Origin of the sequence: Croceicoccus esteveae, from assembly GCF_031846435.1 — a bacterium.
GTDB classification, from domain to species: domain Bacteria; phylum Pseudomonadota; class Alphaproteobacteria; order Sphingomonadales; family Sphingomonadaceae; genus Croceicoccus; species Croceicoccus esteveae.
This window is the reverse complement of record NZ_JAVRHS010000005.1, coordinates 26,965-45,366: the sequence shown is the minus strand read 5'-3', so window position 1 is coordinate 45,366 and position 18,402 is coordinate 26,965. Positions and strand designations below refer to the sequence as shown.

Genomic DNA, 18,402 nt, shown 5'->3' with positions numbered 1-18,402 from the left:
TCATGTGCTGCAATCACCATCGACTTTGCCGAGTCCAATCATCTGACTAGCCAGTGAAACTGCATGGTTTCACTGGCTAGAAGGTGGTTGCTCGCTACATCCGGTGTGTAAGAGTGCTCGGCAGTCAGACGAGGAATGAGCGGGGCTTTTTCAAACGCTCCAAGTTGCATCGCTGGCAGACTGCGTGCCAAATCATGAGTCGCTGACATTCTGGCAAACGGATGGAGAGTAGGCGATCAAGGCCATCCAGACCTACGAAGACCTGATGTTGCCACTGATCAGCGAGTATGGTGCCGCAAGCCGTCCACGCGCGCTCAAGGAACTCGTGCCGTTGATGGCAGGCAAGCTGGGGCTCGCAGCGGCGGAGCAGGGGAAGAGGCTCCCGGTAGGCGGCAGAGTGTTTTTGCCAGCCGACTCGCGTGGGCGAAGACTTATCTAAGTAAAGCAGGCCGGTTGAGCGGCCCATCGAAGGGACTTGCATAGGTCACCGACCGAGGGCGATCTCTGTTTCATACGCACCCTACCAGAATTGATAACGCCACATTAGCCCAGTTCGATCGGTTTACGGACTGGCTAAACGCAAGCAGCGAGGGTGCTCCGGAAAAGAACGGCAAAGCTGCCGTATCCTCAATGATCACGGCGGCCGCCCGAAGCACTCCAGAGGCGTGCGGAGGAGTTCGCCAAAGTGCTTCGAGGACCCGATGCTGCGATCCCGCAGGATGGTACTACAAGCTTTGCGGGTATCACTCGGGAAGATTTGACGCCCGACACATGAGGACAGCCCGTGGTGACAATTGGCACGCCTCTTCCGTTAGAAGCCTGATAACAGGGTTGCAAAGCGTGTCGAAGTTTGTTGTCGTTATTCTGATGCCCTGCTCTTATCTACTTTCCAACAGTTCAATTCGGGTTAAATTCGATCAATGCATCCTCATGGATTTTACTTGTTGGCGGGGCGTTTTTACTATTGACCATGCTTCTGTGGCCAGATCTTTCAACTGGTTACGAAAGCTTCCGCTGCGATCTCCCGATATAACGCTATTCATTTTTTGAGATCATGACGTTTAACCGGAAACTGATCTTGCATATCCTGCAGCGTTAATGATTCGGAGCGATGCGCAACGAGATTGTGCCGAAGCCGAATGATATTTGCCAAAGGAGATCTTATCTTTTCAGCCGCTCTTCATAGTTTCGTATCTCGGCCGACGAGATAAGCTCTTGTTCTTCAGCTTCCTTCAAAAGCTTGCGAAGGCCGGTTCCGCTTCGGTCTTCTATGAGGGCGGTTCGGAGAAGCAGGAAAGCGTATAGTGAATGGCGCAGCTCAATCAGGGGGTAGGTTCCTGTGTACCTAAATCCCGGTTCAGGGTTCTTCGACAATTCATCCCAGATGTCGAAGCTTGATTGGAGCTGCATTGCGTTTCGGGTCTGCTCTCACGAGCGATAAGCCACTGAGAGTTTGCGCTTGCCCACAGGTGTTCCAGCCTCCGTAAACCATACGAGAATGAGGACTGACTAGCTACGATGTCGTCTAGACACCAGCGTCGCGCAGAGCGATCCACGAGGCCAAACGGTCCTGCCCAACAGGAAGCGTCATGAGCGACGTAATTAATGATTTCACATGAAAAAGGTAGAATGGTCGGGGAGACAGGATTCGAACCTGCGACCCTCTGCTCCCAAAGCAGACGCGCTACCGGGCTGCGCCACTCCCCGACTGGGGTCGCCTTAGGGCACGACCGCTTGGCCCCGCAAGCATAAACATAAGATGCAGCACCGCAAATTTGGAAGTGGCCGTGTGCCTTGGCTGTCGTTGCCTTGTCCAGCGGCAGGGTTGACCGGCACGGATGACGCGCCAGCAGGTTAGCAACGCTGACGATGCGCTGATTGGCGTCGGCCGTGCAGCCTTGCACAGGTTGCGCAATGCCGATGGCAAGCATGAACTGTGCGCCGCCCGGTGTTTGCCCGGTCATCGTTAAGATTGCGCTGACGAGTTGCGCTTCATCGCCGTTCCCGCCGGGGCTTGTTCACATCAGGGCGCAAAGCTGGCTGCCACCAATGCTCGGTCAGAAGCAGGGGCGTTTGCGTTGGCGTTAAGGCCAGCAGGGGTGGAGCCAGCGAGTGCCGCCGTCTGCCGGGATGGCTGATTCCCAGCGGCCTGATTATCATCCCTTTCAGGCGCTGACATTTGGGAGGCGGAGCAGCACAGATTGCGGGAGTTCGTCGATCCTTGACGCAGCGGACTGCCTCCGCGTTCCGCTTCGATCTGCTTCGGTCAAGAAGTGGCTGGGTTGCGAGCAGGTAGCCTCACCAGATCACCCGCACCAAATCACGGGGGCGCTTGCCACCAAGTATAGCTGGCCTGATGAGCAAGGCCAACCGCATGTGCAGGCCTGCTGATACCGCCGCCATCTGTGCTGCAGGCGCTCTCGCTGCTGCCCAGGTCAGGACGCAAGAGCTGGCTTGGCATCACATCTCAAGGTAACAGATGCGGTCGGGCGCAGATCGTCGCATGCTCTCAAGGTCTCGTTGCGCACGCGTCCATGCGCGTGGCTCGGACTGTGGTCGCAACAGGCAGCACCATTGCGCCTCTCCCGCCTGCCAGGATCAGGCATTCCAGCGTCGGCACGCCGGGCACGTCGGAAGCGTTTGCTTTTAAGGAGCAATTGTCGGCCCTGCCTTGAGGTTTGTAAATTGCAGCTCGGCCAGATTAGCTGACGCCGGAGAGACCAGCATGCCACCCGTTTTTCATTTCTGTTGAATTTCCCAGCTGACCATTGCCGAGCAATCGGGCACGGTCGGGGCTGGCGCAGGCTTGAGGCGTGCGCCATGTGGCATGTCGCAGTGCAGCACGAAAGGATTTGATTTGCCCCACCTAACGTCTAGGGCAGGTGGAGAACCGCTTGATGAGGTGCAATCTGCAAGCACCTCCATCATCAGCTCGCCTTCTGCACAAAGGCGCAGCCTTACCCGCCGGCAGGACGCACGATGATCGTTCTTGGATTGATTACTCTCCTGCTCGGGTTCGCGCTGCTTGCAGGCGGCATCAATCTTGCGATTTTGGGCGGATCTTGGGGCTACATCGTGCTTGGCCTGCTGCTTGTCGGTTCAGGCGGACTTTCCCTCATGCGGCGCGCGGGCGCGCTCCTGCTTTATGCCGCTGCGCTGGTCTTTGCGCTGGGATGGGGATTGTGGGAGGTAGGCCTTGACTGGTGGGCGCTTGCGCCACGTGGCGGTCTGCTGATCGTAATCGGCGCCGCCCTTCTCATCGTGGCCGCGTGGCACCGCCGACGCGGCGATCGCATTGGCGCACTTTCTTCCGGAAGGCGGATTGCTGAACTTCCCCTGCTGGCAGGAGTGATCGCGTTCAGCATCATCCTTGGCGGGATAGCGATGCTCAACGATCCGCATGACATTGCCGCCACGCCGGCTGCTGGCTCGAGCGGCAGCGCGCAGGTCGTGGCAGAACAGGGTGCAGGTTCGCAATGGCTTGCCTATGGCGGGACCAACGACGGTTTGCGCTACTCCACGTTGGCCCAGATCACGCCCGGCAACGTGTCAAGCCTGGAAAAGCTGTGGGAATTTCACGCCGGCGACATTCACCCCGAACTTGCCGGAACCGCGTTTGAAACCACGCCGCTGATGATCGGCGACACCCTCTACCTGTGCACGCCGCGCAGCGAGGTCATTGCGCTCGATGCGAGCACCGGCCGTGTGCGGTGGCGGTTCGACCCGCAGCTTGTGGGCCTCAATCCAAAGCTTTCTCACTACGTTACCTGCCGCGGGCTCAGCTACGATGATGCTTCGGGCAGAGGCTGGGCCGTTTCCGGTAAAGGAGTGCCTACTGCTGCCGATGCCGCGGCACTGGTTGCCGCGAGCCGTCGTCAGGTGACGAGGAACGCCGCCGGTGTAGCGCAGAACATCGTCACGGGTCAGGCAGAGCCAGGCGCGCCCAACCCGAACGTGCCTGCTTCCCTTGGCACTGCCAATTTCCGCCCGCAGCGCGCAGATTGTCTGAAGCGCATCTTTCTGACCACACGCGATGCGCGCCTGATTGCGATCAGCGCCACAACGGGAGTAATCTGCCCGGGGTTTGGCGGAGACGATGGGACGGTTAATTTGTGGCAGGGCATGCCCAACGTGAGCCCGACTGCATATTATTCCACCTCTCCTGCCCTGGTTGCCGGTGACCGGATCGTGGTGGGTGGCGCAGTCGGTGACAATTTGTCGACGCAATTGCCCGCAGGAGTCGTGCGCGCATTCGACAGCCGAACCGGCGCGTTGATCTGGAATTTCGATTCCGGCAATCCCGATGCGATCTCGCCGCTGCGGGCCGGTGCTACCTACACGCCGAACACACCGAACAGCTGGGGTGTCGCGAGCTATGATGCTGAGCTTGATCTGGTGTATCTGCCGATGGGCAATGCCTCCCCCGATCAATGGGGCCCTGACCGTTCGGACGCGGTGGAGCGGTTTTCTTCCTCCATCACGGCCGTTCATGCCGCTACTGGAAAAGTCGCCTGGGTGTTCCAGACGGTGCATCATGATCTGTGGGACTACGATGTTCCCGCCCAGCCTTCGCTTGTCGACCTGACCATAGGCGGGCGCAGGGTTCCTGCGCTGGTCCAGCCGACCAAGCAGGGGGACATTTTTGTCCTCGACCGTCGTTCGGGCAAGCCCCTGCTGCCAGTGCGGGAGATCCCAGTTTCGCAGAATGCTCTTGCGGGTGAGCGCCCTTCTGCGACGCAGCCTGTGTCTGCCATCTCGTTTGCCCCGCCTGTTGCCACTGGCGCCCGGATGTGGGGAGTTACCCCGGTTGACCAGATGCTGTGCCGGATTGCATTTCAGAAACTCGATTATGCAGGCCGTTTCACGCCGCCTACCACGAACGGGGCGCTCACATATCCGGGCAGCTACGGCGTCCTCAATTGGGGGTCGGTCGCAGTGGACCCGGAACGTCAGATGCTGTTTGCAATGCCGGTCTATCTTGGGTTTACAGCGCAGATGGTCAGGCGGCCGGACGGTCTGACGCCGATCGTCAGCTCGCCCCAATACGGGCTGGGCAACGAAAATTTCGGCGCACCCTATGCCTCCATCGTGAAGCCATTCATGTCTGTACTGGGTCTTCCGTGTCAGCAACCACCATGGGGCTTTGTACAGGCAGTCGACATGACGACGGGCAAGACGATGTACCGCCACATCAATGGCACGGTGCGCGACCTTGCGCCGGTGCCGGTACCGTTCAAGCTGGGCGTCCCGGGTATCGGCGGGCCGATCGTCACGCGCGGCGGGGTCGCATTTCTTGCAGCCGCTGCCGACAATTACCTGCGCGGATACGATCTTGCTACGGGCAAGGTTTTGTGGCGTGCCCGGCTGCCTGCGGGAGGACAGTCGACACCGATAACCTATCTTGCCCGCGACGGGCGGCAGATCGTGCTGCAGGTTGCTGGCGGACACCGATATATCGGAACCAAACTGGGCGATTCGGTTATCGCCTATGCCCTGCCTAGCGTGCCGGCCGGCAGTTCGGTACCATGATCACGCGAAAGACCACGAGAATGTCCAGAACGATTGCCGCAATGCTGATGCTGCTTGTCGCGGCCTGTGGACAGGAGGAGGAGCCAGCACCGCCGCAGGCGATCCCCGCGCAGGTGATGACGATCGGCACGCAGGTGATCCCCAACATCATCGAACTGCCGGGCCGGGTTGAACCTGTCCGCACAGCAGAGGTGCGCGCACGCGTCACCGGCATAGTCCAGCGCCGCCTTTATGAAGAAGGCACCGACGTGCGATCCGGGCAACCCTTGTTCCGCATCGATCCTGCCGAACTGCAGGCCAGCTATGCACAGATTCAGGCCAGCCTCAGACGCGCACAGGCCACCGCTGCCAACGCAGAGGCGGTCGTGAAGCGTTATCGCCCGCTGGTGTCGGAAAACGCCATCAGCCAGCAGGAGTTCGACGCTGCACTGGCTGCATCGCGCGAAGCATCGGCCAATGTCATGCAGGTAAAGGCGCAGCTCGACGAATCGTCGCTGCGCCTTGGCTATACCACGGTGCGGGCGCCGATCTCGGGCCGTGCTGGCCGCGCCCAGGTGACCGAAGGCGCGCTGGTCAGCCAGCCTGAAGCCACGCTGCTCACCAGGATCGAGCAATTGTCGCCGATCTATGTGACCTTTGCCGAAAGCGCCAGCGAGCTTCAAAGGTTCAGGCGAGGCATCTCGGACGGCACTTACGAGCTCGGCGATGGCGATCAGGTCGAGGTGCGGCTGACACTTGGCGACGGGTCGGTGTACCCGGTGGCCGGCGCTATCGACTTCCTGGATTTTTCCGTCAACCAGGCGACCGGCACCGTCCAGCTTCGCGCCAAGTTTCCAAACCCGGCAGGGCTGCTGCTGCCCGGAGAGTTCGTGCGTGCAAAACTCTATGTCGGGCAGACCAGGTCCGGCATCGTGGTACCTCAAGGCGCAGTAACCGTGACCGACAGCGGCGGCACGGTGCTGGCGCTGGACAAGGATGGCAAGGCTGCGCAGCGCCGCATCGAGCTTGGCCAGCTGGTGGGCAAGAACTGGATCGTGACCAGCGGACTTGAGGTGGGCGACCGCATCATTACTTCCAATCTTCAGAAGATCCGGCCAGGCATGCCGGTCCAGCCGATCGGCGCATCTGCGGCCGCAGGCGCATCCGCTCAGGTTGCCAGACCCTGATGCCGCGCTTCTTTATCGACCGCCCGGTCTTTGCTTGGGTGCTTGCGCTGGGCATCCTGCTTGCAGGGTTCATTGCGCTGCGAGCACTGCCGATCGAGCAATATCCGCAAGTCGCACCGCCATCGCTGACGATCTCGCTCGTGTATCCCGGAGCCAGCGCCGAGACGCTTGAGCAAAATGCCACCCAGATTATCGAGCAGCAGCTGAATGGCGTCGAAAATCTGCTCTACCTGTCCTCGTCGAGCGAGGCGAACGGCACCGCCTCGATCACGGTTACGTTCGAGGCAGGAACGGACATCGACCTGTCGCAGACAGAGGTTCAGAACCGCCTGAGCACGATCGAGGCGCGCCTGCCCGAGGAAGTGCGCCGTCAGGGCATCACTGTGCGCCAGGCCAACAGTGGATTTTTGATGATCGTTGCGCTGACTTCGCCATCGGGCGAGTTTGAGAGCATCGATCTTGGCAACATTGCCTCGACGCAGGTGATCGACGAATTGCGCCGGGTGCAGGGCATCGGCGATATCCAGCTGTTCGGCTCCGAATATGCGATGCGCATCTGGCTCGATCCGCAGCGGCTGGCGGCTTTCAACCTGTCGCCGACGGCGGTGCTTGCCGCCGTGCGCGAACAGAACAGCCAAAGCGCGGGCGGCTCCATCGGCGGGCAACCGACCGCTTCCGATCAGCAGATTACCGCCACCATCGTGACGCAGGACCGGTTTTCGGCCGTGCAGGAATTCGAACAGATCATCCTGCGGGCGCAGACCGGCGGAGCGGTCGTGCGGCTGGGCGATGTTGCGCGGGTGGAAATCGGCGCGCAGAGCTATGCATCTTCTGCATCGCTCAATGGTCAGCCGGTCGCCGCCATGGCGGTGCAGCTTGCAACCGGAGCCAATGCATTGGGCGCGGCAGAAGGTGTGCGTGCACGGATGGCCGAACTGGAAGGCACGCTGCCGCCGGGGCTCGAGTGGTCAATCCCTTACGATACGACACCTTTCATCGAGCTTTCGGTGGAGGAAGTGGTCAAGACGCTGGTCGAGGCAATGGCGCTGGTGTTCCTGGTCATGCTGCTGTTCCTCCAAAGCTGGCGGGCAACTGTCATTCCGACGCTTGTCGTGCCGATCGCGCTTGCCGGTGCCTGCCTTGGCCTGTGGATGTTCGGCTATTCCATCAATGTCCTTTCGCTGTTCGGCATGGTGCTGGCGATCGGCATCCTGGTCGATGATGCGATCGTCGTGATCGAGAATGTCGAGCGGATCATGCGCGAGGAGGGACTTCCTCCGTTGCAAGCCACGCGCAAGGCGATGGACCAGATCACAGGCGCAATCATCGGCATCACGCTGGTGCTGATCGCCGTATTTCTGCCCATGGCGTTCTTTCCCGGATCGACAGGGGGAATTTACCGGCAGTTCTCGGTCACGCTGGCGATCTCCATCTTCTTTTCCGCACTCATGGCCCTGACGCTCACGCCGGCGCTGTGCGCAGCTTTCCTGAAGCCGATCCACAATGGCGATGCAAAAGGAGCCGTGCCGCAGCCGTCCGACCATCCTGCAACGTCAGAACGACGCATCGCGCCGCATGCTGGCAACATTTCCGCAAGCGACGATTATGCCGATTACCATGACGCAGATGATCGGATTGCCGATGCGCACGATCCAGCCGCGCGCGGGGCCGGGGCAAAGGGTGTCTGGAGCCGGATAACCGCGTTTACGCAGATGATCTTTACCCGGTTCAACGGGTGGTTCGGACGCATGACGACACGGTATGGCCGGGCCAATGATCGTCTGCTGTCGCGCCCGATGCGGTCACTGGCCGCCTTTCTCGCGCTCTTTGCAGTCACTGTCCTGCTGTTCCTGCGTCTGCCGACCGCTTTCCTTCCCACAGAGGACCAGGGCGCGCTGTTCACGATCGTCCAGGCGCCGCCGGGTGCCACCCGCGACCGCACGGAGGAAGTGATCGAGCCTGTTGCGCAGTTCTGGTCATCGCAGCCGGAAGTCGACGATGTGCTGATCATCCGCGGCTTCAGCTTCTTCGGGGTTGGCCAGAACAATGCGATGATGTTCGTCACGCTCAAGCCTTGGGACGAGCGGTCAGGCGATGCCAATGATGCCAGTGCCCTTGCCGCCATTGCCGGCGCTGCCTTTGGCGCGCTTCAGGACGGCATCGCCTTTGTGGTGCAGCCGCCACCGATCCCTGCGCTTGGCAACGCCAGCGGCTTTTCCTTCAAGCTCGAGGACCGGGGCGGGGTCGGTCGCGAAGCGCTGACGGCGGCGCGCGATCAATTGCTTGGGGCAGCATTCCAGAGCGACGTCATCGTCAACCTGCGCCCGGAGGACCAGCAACCTGCGCCGCAGCTTCAACTCAATATCGACCGGCTGGAGGCAAGTGCGCTCGGCCTGTCCATTGCAGATGTGAACGCTGCGCTCTCCATCAGTTTCGGATCTGCCTACGCCAATGACTTTACCCGTCAGGGGCGGGTGCTGCAGGTGCTGGTGGAAGCGGATGCTCCCTACCGGATGACACCGCAGGATGTGCTGACCTTGCGCATCCCCAATGCGGAAGGCGATCTGGTGCCATTCAGCAGCTTCGCCACGGCGGAATGGAGCGCAGGACCGCCGGCGCTTGCCCGTTACAACGGCTATCCAGCCATGACCCTGTCGGGTGAAGCTGCGCCCGGCATGGCATCAGGCGACGCTCTGGCCGAGATGGAGCAGCTTGCGGCCAGCCTGCCGCCAGGCATCGACTATGAATGGACAGGTATCAGTTACGAAGAAAAACAGTCCGCCGGGCAGATCGCGCTGCTGCTTGGCCTGTCGCTCCTGATCGTGTTCCTGCTGCTGGCGGCGCTTTATGAAAGCTGGGCGATACCGCTTGCGGTGCTGCTTGTCGTGCCAACAGGAGTGTTCGGTGCTGTCGTGTTCTCGCTGGCTCGCGGGCTCAACGCTGACATCTATTTCAACGTGGGTCTGATCACCATCATCGGGCTTGCGGCCAAGAACGCCATCCTCATCGTCGAATTTGCAATCGAGGAGGAGGAGCGCGGGCTGACCCCGATGCAGGCGGTGAAATCGGCGGCACTGCTGCGTCTGCGCCCGATCATCATGACGTCGCTTGCCTTTGCTTTGGGCATGTTGCCGCTGGTGCTGTCCTCCGGCGCAGGTGCGGCGAGCCGGATTGCGGTTGGCACCGGCGTCATGGGCGGCATGATCGCTGCGACCGGTATCGGCATTTTCATCATCCCTGTGCTGTATCTGCTTGTCCGCAGGTGGGTGAGCACCAAGAAGTTCAGCAAACAGGATCCCAGGCACGAGGCCGAGGTCGGCATTGGCTTCGATGCAGTTGCCGATCCGGCCAGCGACAAGCCTGCAGGAGAGCGCACATGACTGCCGGAACCGTCGCACGCGCAATCTCGGTGCTGGTGCTTGCCGGCGTGATGACCGGGTGCGTCAACCTTGCCCCTGATCACGTACAGCCGCCGTTGCCGACGCCGGTCCGATACGAACCCGATTACTTCCCTTTTGGCGGCGTCAGTGCTTCTGAGGTTGCATTGTCCTCTTTTTTCCCCGACCCGCGCCTTGAAAGGCTGCTGGCGTCTGCTCTTGCAAACAACCGCAATCTGGTTGCCGCAACCGCGCGCATCGAGCAGGCCCGGGCGCGCTACGCCATCGAGGACAGCCGGCGTTTGCCAACGGTCGCAGCGGCCGCCAGTGCGATCCGCAGCCGCACACCTCTGACCGGCGGCCTTGGTGCAATTGGAACAGGCGATGGCGGGGTGGGAGACCCTTCGGCGCCCGATGTCGCAACGCCATCCTCGGTAACGCTGAACAGGTTTGACGTAGGCGTCGGCATATCCTCGTTCGAGCTCGACTTCTGGGGTCGGGTCGCCAATCTGAGCGAGGCGGCCCGTGCACAATATCTGGCGACGATCGGTGCTCAACGGGCATTCTACCTGTCGCTGATCGGCGATGTGGCGGCCAATTACTACCAGTTAATCGAAGCGCAGGAGCGCGTGGAACTTGCCCGACAGACAGCTGAAAGCCGGGCAGAGGGGTTGCGTATCGCGCAGCTGCGACTGGATGCCGGCGTAACCTCGGCCCTGCCGCTCAGGCAGGCCGAAAGCCTGCTGACCCAGGCGCAGCAGGAGTTGGTGGCGCAAAGATTGCAAGCCGCGCAGTTCAGCAACAATCTACAGGTGCTGGTTGGCGGACGCTTCCCGGACGACCTGCCGGCAGGGCTGCTGCTGGCCGAGCAGAACAACCAGCTGCGGCTTGAACCCGGTCTGCCATCCGCGCTGCTGCTGCAGCGCCCGGACATCTTTGCCGCAGAAGAACAATTGCGCGCTTCGCGGGCCAATATCGGGGCCGCGCGGGCTGCCTTCTTCCCCACCATCTCGTTGACAGGAACAGCGGGTCTTGCATCCGACGCGCTGGGCGGTCTCTTTGAAAAAGATGGGTTTACATGGTCGTTCGGCCCGGGGATCAGCCTGCCGATCTTCGATGCAGGTGCACGGCGCGCGCAGGTCGATCTGGCTCTTGCACAAGAGGCGGAGCAGCTCGCCAATTATGATCTGACGGTGCAGAACGCTTTTCGCGAAGTATCGGATGCCTTGGCGGGGCGGCGCTGGCTGACTGAACAGATCGAGGCGCAGGAACGCGGGCTGGAAGCGCTGCGCCAGATCGCGCATATCGCTCAGCTGCGTTACCGTGAAGGTGTGGCAGATTACCTGGAAGTGCTTGATGCGGAGCGCAATCTGTTTGCAGCGCAGCAGCAGTTGCTGGCCACGCGCAGCGCGTATCTGCGTGCCAGTGTGAACCTTTACGTTGCGCTGGGTGGGGGGTTGCCGCAATAATGTAGCGGCACGAATTGACCCTGCGCCTGCCGCACCGGTCGCAGGACAAGGGCGAGTCCATGACAATGAAAACAATTTGGGAGCATCGCAGCCATGACGGAGTGCAAGGGATGTATTCGCATGCCTCCGGCAGCGCCGGGCGGGACATGGCGTTCGGTGTCTTTGTGCCCGATCATGCGCCAGGCGCCACTCTGCCCGTTTTGTGGTATCTGTCGGGACTGACCTGCACTGCGGCCAATGTCGTGGAAAAGGGGGAGTATCGCGCTGCCTGTGCGCGCCATGGCATCATTCTTGTCGCCCCTGATACCAGTCCGCGCGGAGAGGGCGTGGCCGATGATGCGGACTATGATCTGGGCGTTGGTGCAGGCTTTTACGTTGATGCCACGCAGCAGCCCTGGGCGGCCAATTACCGCATGCGATCCTATGTCGAGGAGGAGCTGCCCGCCATTGTCAGGAGCCAGTTTCCCGCCGATTTTGCGCGACAGTCGATTACCGGCCATTCCATGGGCGGGCATGGTGCGCTGACGATTGCCCTGCGCAATCCACAGCGGTTCCGCTCGGTCAGCGCATTTGCACCTCTGTGTGCTCCCATGCAGTGCAGCTGGGGCGAAAAGGCCTTTTCGAATTATCTTGGAACAAACCGGCAGGCATGGCGCCCCTATGATGCAGTTGCCTTGATCGAAGATGGCGCGCGGCTCTCCGAACTGCTGGTGGATCAGGGAACGGCCGATCAGTTCTTGACCGAGCAGCTGAAGCCGCAATTGCTTCATCAGGCCTGCACGCAAGCCGGCATTGACGCGACCATCCGCATGCAGGAAGGTTATGACCATTCCTATTTCTTCATTTCGACCTTCATGAGCGATCATGTTGAATGGCATGCAGCAAGGTTGAAGCAGCACACAGCGCACGAATGAGGAGGATGGCTCTGGCACCTGCCCGTGGTTCTTCACCCCTTGCTCTTCAGAGCGCGTGAGACTCCTGACCGCGTTGTTGCCCGATCATCGCGACCGCAAGCGACAGATGCCTTGATAAACCGAAAACCGGAGCTGTTGGTCACACGCTCTGGCGGAGAGCAGGCTTAAAGCTTTCCTACAGCCGGGCTTTGAACACTTGCTGTGACCGATATGAGAGGGAGGCCGCATCCGGTACACCGGGGCTTGCCGATAAACGATAGCACGCAATGGGGATCGGCCATGCCGCTCATGCCGTCACGGCAGGGTTTAGCTGTAAGATCGACACTGATGCTCTGCGAACCGACCGACGCAACGCTGGTCGCGCCGGCCTTTGTCGCGACACAGGCACGGATCAGGAGGCCGCGTACGGATCGGCGGATGCTGGTCAAAGCCTGTAATGTGGGACATCCCAGTCGTCCACGGAGCGTTGCCGCCTGTATCGGGCTCGCCTGCACGAGCGCGATACATCTGGCGGGCAATCAGTATGTTGTCCGGCACATCAAGGATGGATACCACGGGCATGCGGCGGCGGGGAAACGCGCTGGGCTGGTGGGCCATCACAAAAGCGGGTGCATCGGCAAGCAAAGCGCTCTCGACATTCGCCTGCGCCGCCACGCCGGGTGTCGCTCATTCTCGAAGTCGCTGCTTGCTGCGACTGGTCGATCAACTGCTTTACAAAGCTAGAAATCGGCTGAGATCGATGCCTTGACCGTGCGCGGCTGGCCTTGCAGCAGGGCTGTGGAAAATACATCGAACGCCGATGCCCAATATCTTTCATCGGCAATGTTATCGACCGTAAGCCGTAATGTGACCGGTGTTTCTCCTGCCACAAATACGTAGCGCGCGCCAAGATCAAATCGGGTCCAGCTCCCTATTTCAAGTGAGTTGGAAACATTGGCAAACTGCTCACCTGTATGGACTGCACGGCTCGTTACGGTGACACCGGGTGCAAAGGGCAAGTCCCATTCGATGTCTGCATTTGCGGTGATCTCGGGCACGCCCGCGACGTTGTTCCCGCCTACCAATTCAGCGTGGGTGTATGCGCCGCCGCCGATGAACCGCAAACCCGGTGCGATCTCGCCGTTGAGGATGAATTCCACTCCGCGATGGCGCTGATCGCCGATGTAGCCAAAGCTGCCGTCCGCCAGCAGCCCTTCTCCGGGCCGTTCGATCTGGTAGACTCCGACTCCTGCAAAAAGCGACCCCAGCTGCACCTTGCCGCCGATCTCATATTGCGTGGAACGGCGCGGCGCGAGAACTTCGCCAGGGTTGATAACAGCAGGATCAATCGGCGCCGTCGCGCCCGGCTGCAGCGCCTCGATACGATTTGCATAGAGTGATAACCCGTTAACCGGTTTGACGACCAGTCCGACAACCGGTGTAACGGCGTTCTCATCATATTCGCCAACCAACGCGCCGTTGGCGAAACTGAAGCTTTTCACGTTGATCGTCTGCAAGCGCAGCCCGCCGGTGAGCAGGATGTTGTCATCCCACAGGCCGATTGTGTTGGATGCAAAAACGCTGAACTGACTAATCTTGGCCAGCGGGAAAGGATCGTCCAGATCGCCGCCTGCAAAGCTGGAGGCAGGCAGGTCGACTTGCACCGGCTCGTAAATATTAGTCGCAAATGCCGGACCCAGGAAATCAAAGGCATTGCGGTTGGTCTGCCACACAGCGTTACCGCCAAAATTGATCTCATGCGTAACCGTATTGCCCAGCTGCACCCGCAGCCCGGCCTCGACTGCCTCATTGTTGTCTGTCCGCGGCACGATCAGCGCCGTGCCACTGGCAGCGCCGGTGGTTGCGTCCAGCACGGTGATGGTGTCGTAAATGCCGTCCTCGCGCCCATCCCGGGCGCCTGCCTTGGCATAGAAGAGCGCGTCATCCGCGATGTCGTATTCCAGTGACAGGGTGCCGAACACGTCGCGCAGTTCGGTAAACGCGAAATCCTGCGCGTAATTGGCATCCGCTTGGGGAACGTCAGGAATAGCGGCGCTGCCAATCGTCACCTTGGGACGCAGGCTGTCGATGCGGATTTCCTGATAGGCAAGATCAAGCGCTGCGCGAACATTGCCACCGTCAAAATCAAAGCCTGCGCCAAGCACCTGCGATCGGCGGTCCTCGCCATCGATTGCCAGTTCGCCACTGCGATAGGCGCCGTTGACCCGCACGCCGAATGCGCCACTGCTGCCGAAGCGCCGTGCAACGTCGAAGCTGCCACCAGGATGCGCATTCCCGGTATAGCCAAGCGTCGTCCGCGTAAGAGGCTGGCCTTGCGCGCGTTTCAGCACCAGATTTACGCTGCCGCCAAGGCCTGATCCGCCCGGTGCGGCACCGTTGAGAAAAGCGCTGGCGCCGTTCAGCACCTGCACGCTGTCGAACAATTCGGGCGCAATGAGCTGGCGCGGCGTGATGCCATAGAGGCCATTCAGTCCGATATCGTCACCAAACAGGGTGAACCCGCCAATGACGAATTGTTCGGCCCCGTTGCCAAACCCGTACGTGGTGCGAATGGTCGGGTCGTTTTCCAGGACTTCGCCCAGCGTCTGTGGCTGCTGGTTGAGGATAAGCGATTCATCATAGGACCGCACCGCAAAGGGCAGGTCCTCGGCCAGCTTGTTGCCCAGGACACCTGCATCAGCCGAGTTGCGGACAGTGGATTCGTTTTCGCGCTGGGCAGTGACGATGATCAGCTCATCTGCCTGTTGCGCATGGGAAGATACGCTCAACGCGCTTGCTATGACAAGGATGGGTAAGCCGCGTGTGCCAGAATGCATGGAGAATCTTTCGCAAGGATAAGGATGTGTCACTGAGGCGTTTCGCGTCGCAGCCATGCGGCTACGATAGAGATGGGAACCAGACCAATCAGCAGGCAGGACAGGACATCCAGGACACCGTCGCCAGTCAGACCCAGGATCAGTCCGGCAAGGCTTGCAGCAGCCAGCACCAGCGGCCAGGCAAACACCCGGCTCACAGACTGCCTGGCAGAGGTGCGACTGGAGCGGCTCATGCGGTCATCCCGGCGACGCCTGCAGGCTCGCCATCATCGAGCGCAGCACCGGCCACAAGCGCATCGACGCGCCGTTCGACATGACCGGGCCGGCGGCCAAGCCAGAGCATGATGCCGGTCCACAGCACCCATATCATCACCAGCGTCAGCAGCGCCCAAAGCAGTTTCAGCGGCAATCCGCCATAATCGCCGAAGTGCAGCGGCTTGGACATCATCAGCGCCTGGTTGAGCGCAGGCATCGTTCGCGCCGCGGTCAACGTACCATCTTCTGCATCCACGAGCGCCGGGGTAAGCAGATGCCGGGTCAACGGACGGTCGCCCTGAAAGAAGATGGCATAATGATGCGGCGAACTCCAGTCTCCGCCAGGAAAGCCGATGAACTGGGGCGAGCGGCCCGGCAAAGCCTGTTGCGCAGAGGCCATCGCCTGATCCAGCGATCCGTAACGCGCCGGCAGCAACGGCTCTGCATTTACATACGCCGAAGTCATTTCAGCCATCTCACCTTCGCGCCAGCTATCGGTGAGCGGATCGGCAAAAGCGTTTATCGCTCCGGTCAGACCGATGATCAGCGCCCAGGCGAGGATGACGATGCCAAGGAAATTATGCTGATCCAGACGCGCGGCACGCCTGTTTTTGCCACTGCGAACAGTTCCGAAACGCAGTCGCTGCATGAAGGGCGCATAAAGCACAGTGCCGGACACGAGAGCCAGCACCAGGCTGAGGCCCATGACACCAAGAAACAACATTCCTGGCAGGCCGAGCAGCATGTCGGTATGCAGATTGAGCAGGAACTCCATGAACCCGCCGGCAGGGGCCGGGCCAAGCGATGCGCCGTTTGCACGATCAAGAAACAGAAGCGTCATGTCGCCAGCAGCCGCATCCGGCGCAGGACCGGTGGTGATCGTCAAAAGCGAACTGTTCTGACTGAAAGCCATGAACAGCGGCACTTCGCCCGGTCGTCCGGCCATCGCATGTGCCAGCATCATGTCCAGCGGCAGCCCGTCCTGAGCAGACGGCGTCCCTGCTAAAGCCGCTTCGTAATCCTGGCCGGTAATTGCCTCGATTTCATCATGGAAGATGAGCGGCAGACCGGTCAAACACAGCATCAGCACAAACAAAGTCGGCACAAGGCTGCTCCATTTGTGGATGAGATACCAGTTCCGGATAGCAGTGCGATTCACCCGCCGCTGATAATGCGACCGCTTTGCAACAACAACCTGTTTTCGGAGTTATCCTGTCGCGGTGCGACTGTTCTGTGTCGTTCCATACGGATCAGCGGCAAGCCGCCCGCTGCAAGTTGCATCGTCAAGTCGAGGAGAGCAGACTTTGCTGCCGAAGCAGCCGGCAAGGTGCCGCTGCCGGCCAATTGGAGACGCATGCAGCAATGCCCGTCGAGGTTGTGGCCAGTCTCTGAAGTCGGGCTTGCGGATGGTGCGCTGGCACCAGAGCCTGCTCAACCGGGCGCCGCAGGAGGCAGCCATATGCAGCTTGTGGTGACTGTCTTTTCAATGGATCGAACAGCTTGAAATGCGTTGGCTCTGGCACAGGTGGGAGTTGCTCACTCAGGCATTTTTCTGATGGCCATCAGGCGTACTGAAACTTCGGCAGAATACCTGTCGAAGCGGCCGTGGCAGCAATTGCCCGCTGGCGTGCCGAAGATCTGAACATCGGCAATATTTCCGGAAACGATGACCTGCTATCCACCTCTCAGGAATGTACAGGGATTGAGCATTGCGTCTGGCTGTTGAAATCCCTTGGACACTCACATCGAAAGCCCTTCGGATGCGTTGCCTTGTTCATGAGCTGCTTGCCAGGCTTCCGTTGATCCGAACGGGATGCCAAGGTTCTGAAAACCCTTGCTGGCGAGCCAGCCTGCCGCCACCGCCACCCGCACACCGCTCGCGCACATGACTGCATGAATAGATGGCTGGTCGGGCTAACTCCGTCGTTCGGTAAGTTCGCCGACATGGATATACCGCAACCGCTTGATCGAAACTGCGGGCCGTTCGTCCGCATCGTGGACGTCGAGCAGTGTCCGGTCCGAGGTGCCCCTCTCCAGCATCAGTTTGACAGTTTGCGTGCCGATCATCGGTGTTACGCTCATTGCAATGCAATTTACAGGCTTACCCTGTTTTACGAGCCAGCCGGGCAAGATAGTGGTAATTCCAACCGGCAGGCACATCGAAACCCCGGAAATGCTCTGACGCGTAAGCGTTGCAGCACTGCCAAGGCCGATCAGCACGATGATGCCTTTGGGAGCAAATGAATGCCGTTGCCAAGCTTCCGACGACGAGACCGCAGCAGCGCCGCTGGCGTTCCAGCTGCCAAGATCCCACACGTTGGGACAGGTTCTTCTTCAGGCGGAGGGAGATCCAGGCATCTTCATCGATACCGAGCCGAAGCCTGAATTGAATCGGATTTGCGACCATGCAGTCGACGTTTGAAAAACCCGTCGCGAGATCGAGGTCGCTTCAACCGCTCTCAGGCAACCCGGGTTGCCGCGACAAGGTGCTGCTCCACAGATGTCGTGCCGGTATCCCTCGTCGCGCATTGCGCTTTCCGGCCGTTCCTACAAGAAAGCGAGTTGCTGCACTGGCCGGCGATCAATAAACTGCGCCGACGTCGATTGGGAAGCTTTCAGCCCAGTTGGAAGTGGTTTCTTTGAGTTGCGGGCGCAACAGGACCACGGTCGATCAGCTGCCTCGCCGCAACTGCAGATACAGCCAGTGACTTATGGTCGTTGGCCGCTTGTCGTCTGCGATTTCGATCTTGGCGGTGCCTTCCAAGCAAAAGGTCGATCCGGGCCATCGGGCGATCCGCCACGCGATTGCCAGCGCCTACCGCCAAGTGGATAGCGTCAAAGCTGCCTGCTATTCACAACAATGGCAGTTCTTGCCA

Annotated in this window: 10 protein-coding genes and 1 tRNA gene; 6 read left to right on the top strand and 5 right to left on the bottom strand. The window is 60.3% G+C overall.

Annotation, left to right across the window (positions count from 1 at the left end):
- Positions 1-207: 207 nt before the first annotated feature.
- Entirely contained in the window at positions 208-483 is a 276-nt protein-coding gene (locus tag RM533_RS13760) for a winged helix-turn-helix domain-containing protein (protein ID WP_489752974.1), read from the top strand.
- 1,147 nt (positions 484-1,630) lie between these two features.
- Here RM533_RS13760 and RM533_RS07695 read toward each other — a convergent pair.
- Positions 1,631-1,707: transfer RNA gene (locus tag RM533_RS07695), tRNA-Pro, on the bottom strand.
- 1,272 nt (positions 1,708-2,979) lie between these two features.
- Between RM533_RS07695 and RM533_RS07690 the strand changes: the two genes are divergently transcribed.
- The 5 genes from RM533_RS07690 to fghA are packed head-to-tail and all read left to right on the top strand — an operon-like array spanning position 2,980 to position 12,455.
- Positions 2,980-5,529: a membrane-bound PQQ-dependent dehydrogenase, glucose/quinate/shikimate family gene (locus RM533_RS07690; RefSeq protein WP_311340649.1), complete on the top strand. Its 2,550-nt coding sequence runs from the start codon at positions 2,980-2,982 to the stop codon at positions 5,527-5,529.
- Between the two features lie 20 nt (positions 5,530-5,549).
- Positions 5,550-6,695: an efflux RND transporter periplasmic adaptor subunit gene (locus RM533_RS07685; protein ID WP_311340648.1), complete on the top strand. Its 1,146-nt coding sequence runs from the start codon at positions 5,550-5,552 to the stop codon at positions 6,693-6,695.
- The gene (locus tag RM533_RS07680; protein ID WP_311340647.1) at positions 6,695-10,075 is read left to right on the top strand and encodes a multidrug efflux RND transporter permease subunit; all 3,381 of its coding nucleotides are present in this window, start codon (positions 6,695-6,697) and stop codon (positions 10,073-10,075) included. Before RM533_RS07685 ends, RM533_RS07680 begins: the two co-directional genes overlap by 1 nt.
- On the top strand, positions 10,072-11,541 hold the full coding sequence (locus tag RM533_RS07675; RefSeq protein ID WP_311340646.1) for an efflux transporter outer membrane subunit: 1,470 nt from the start codon (positions 10,072-10,074) through the stop codon (positions 11,539-11,541). The genes RM533_RS07680 and RM533_RS07675 overlap by 4 nt, the downstream gene beginning before the upstream one ends.
- Before the next feature lie 59 nt (positions 11,542-11,600).
- On the top strand, positions 11,601-12,455 hold the full coding sequence (gene fghA, locus RM533_RS07670; protein ID WP_311340645.1) for an S-formylglutathione hydrolase: 855 nt from the start codon (positions 11,601-11,603) through the stop codon (positions 12,453-12,455).
- A 719-nt stretch (positions 12,456-13,174) separates the two neighbouring features.
- Here the strand turns inward: fghA and RM533_RS07665 are convergent.
- The 4 genes from RM533_RS07665 to RM533_RS07650 form a co-directional block, all read right to left on the bottom strand.
- Positions 13,175-15,271: a TonB-dependent receptor gene (locus RM533_RS07665; RefSeq protein WP_311340644.1), complete on the bottom strand. Its 2,097-nt coding sequence runs from the start codon at positions 15,269-15,271 to the stop codon at positions 13,175-13,177.
- 29 nt (positions 15,272-15,300) lie between these two features.
- Positions 15,301-15,504, bottom strand: coding sequence for a hypothetical protein (locus RM533_RS07660; RefSeq protein ID WP_311340643.1), 204 nt, complete (start codon positions 15,502-15,504; stop codon positions 15,301-15,303).
- A complete protein-coding gene (locus RM533_RS07655) occupies positions 15,501-16,685 on the bottom strand; it encodes a PepSY-associated TM helix domain-containing protein (protein ID WP_311340642.1) in 1,185 nt (394 codons plus the stop codon). The genes RM533_RS07660 and RM533_RS07655 overlap by 4 nt, the downstream gene beginning before the upstream one ends.
- Before the next feature lie 755 nt (positions 16,686-17,440).
- Positions 17,441-17,842 carry a hypothetical protein gene (locus RM533_RS07650; protein WP_311340641.1) on the bottom strand — a complete coding sequence of 134 codons (402 nt, stop codon included), beginning with the start codon at positions 17,840-17,842 and terminating at the stop codon, positions 17,441-17,443.
- Positions 17,843-18,402: the final 560 nt, after the last annotated feature.

Excerpts from the sequence above, each read along its gene's own strand:
- RM533_RS07690 (WP_311340649.1), top strand. The coding sequence starts at position 2,980 with ATGATCGTTCTTGGATTGATTACTCTCCTGCTCGGGTTCGCGCTGCTT.
- RM533_RS07685 (WP_311340648.1), top strand. The coding sequence starts at position 5,550 with ATGTCCAGAACGATTGCCGCAATGCTGATGCTGCTTGTCGCGGCCTGT.
- RM533_RS07680 (WP_311340647.1), top strand. The coding sequence starts at position 6,695 with ATGCCGCGCTTCTTTATCGACCGCCCGGTCTTTGCTTGGGTGCTTGCG.
- RM533_RS07675 (WP_311340646.1), top strand. The coding sequence starts at position 10,072 with ATGACTGCCGGAACCGTCGCACGCGCAATCTCGGTGCTGGTGCTTGCC.
- fghA (WP_311340645.1), top strand. The coding sequence starts at position 11,601 with ATGACAATGAAAACAATTTGGGAGCATCGCAGCCATGACGGAGTGCAA.
- RM533_RS07665 (WP_311340644.1), bottom strand. The coding sequence starts at position 15,271 with ATGCATTCTGGCACACGCGGCTTACCCATCCTTGTCATAGCAAGCGCG.
- RM533_RS07660 (WP_311340643.1), bottom strand. The coding sequence starts at position 15,504 with ATGAGCCGCTCCAGTCGCACCTCTGCCAGGCAGTCTGTGAGCCGGGTG.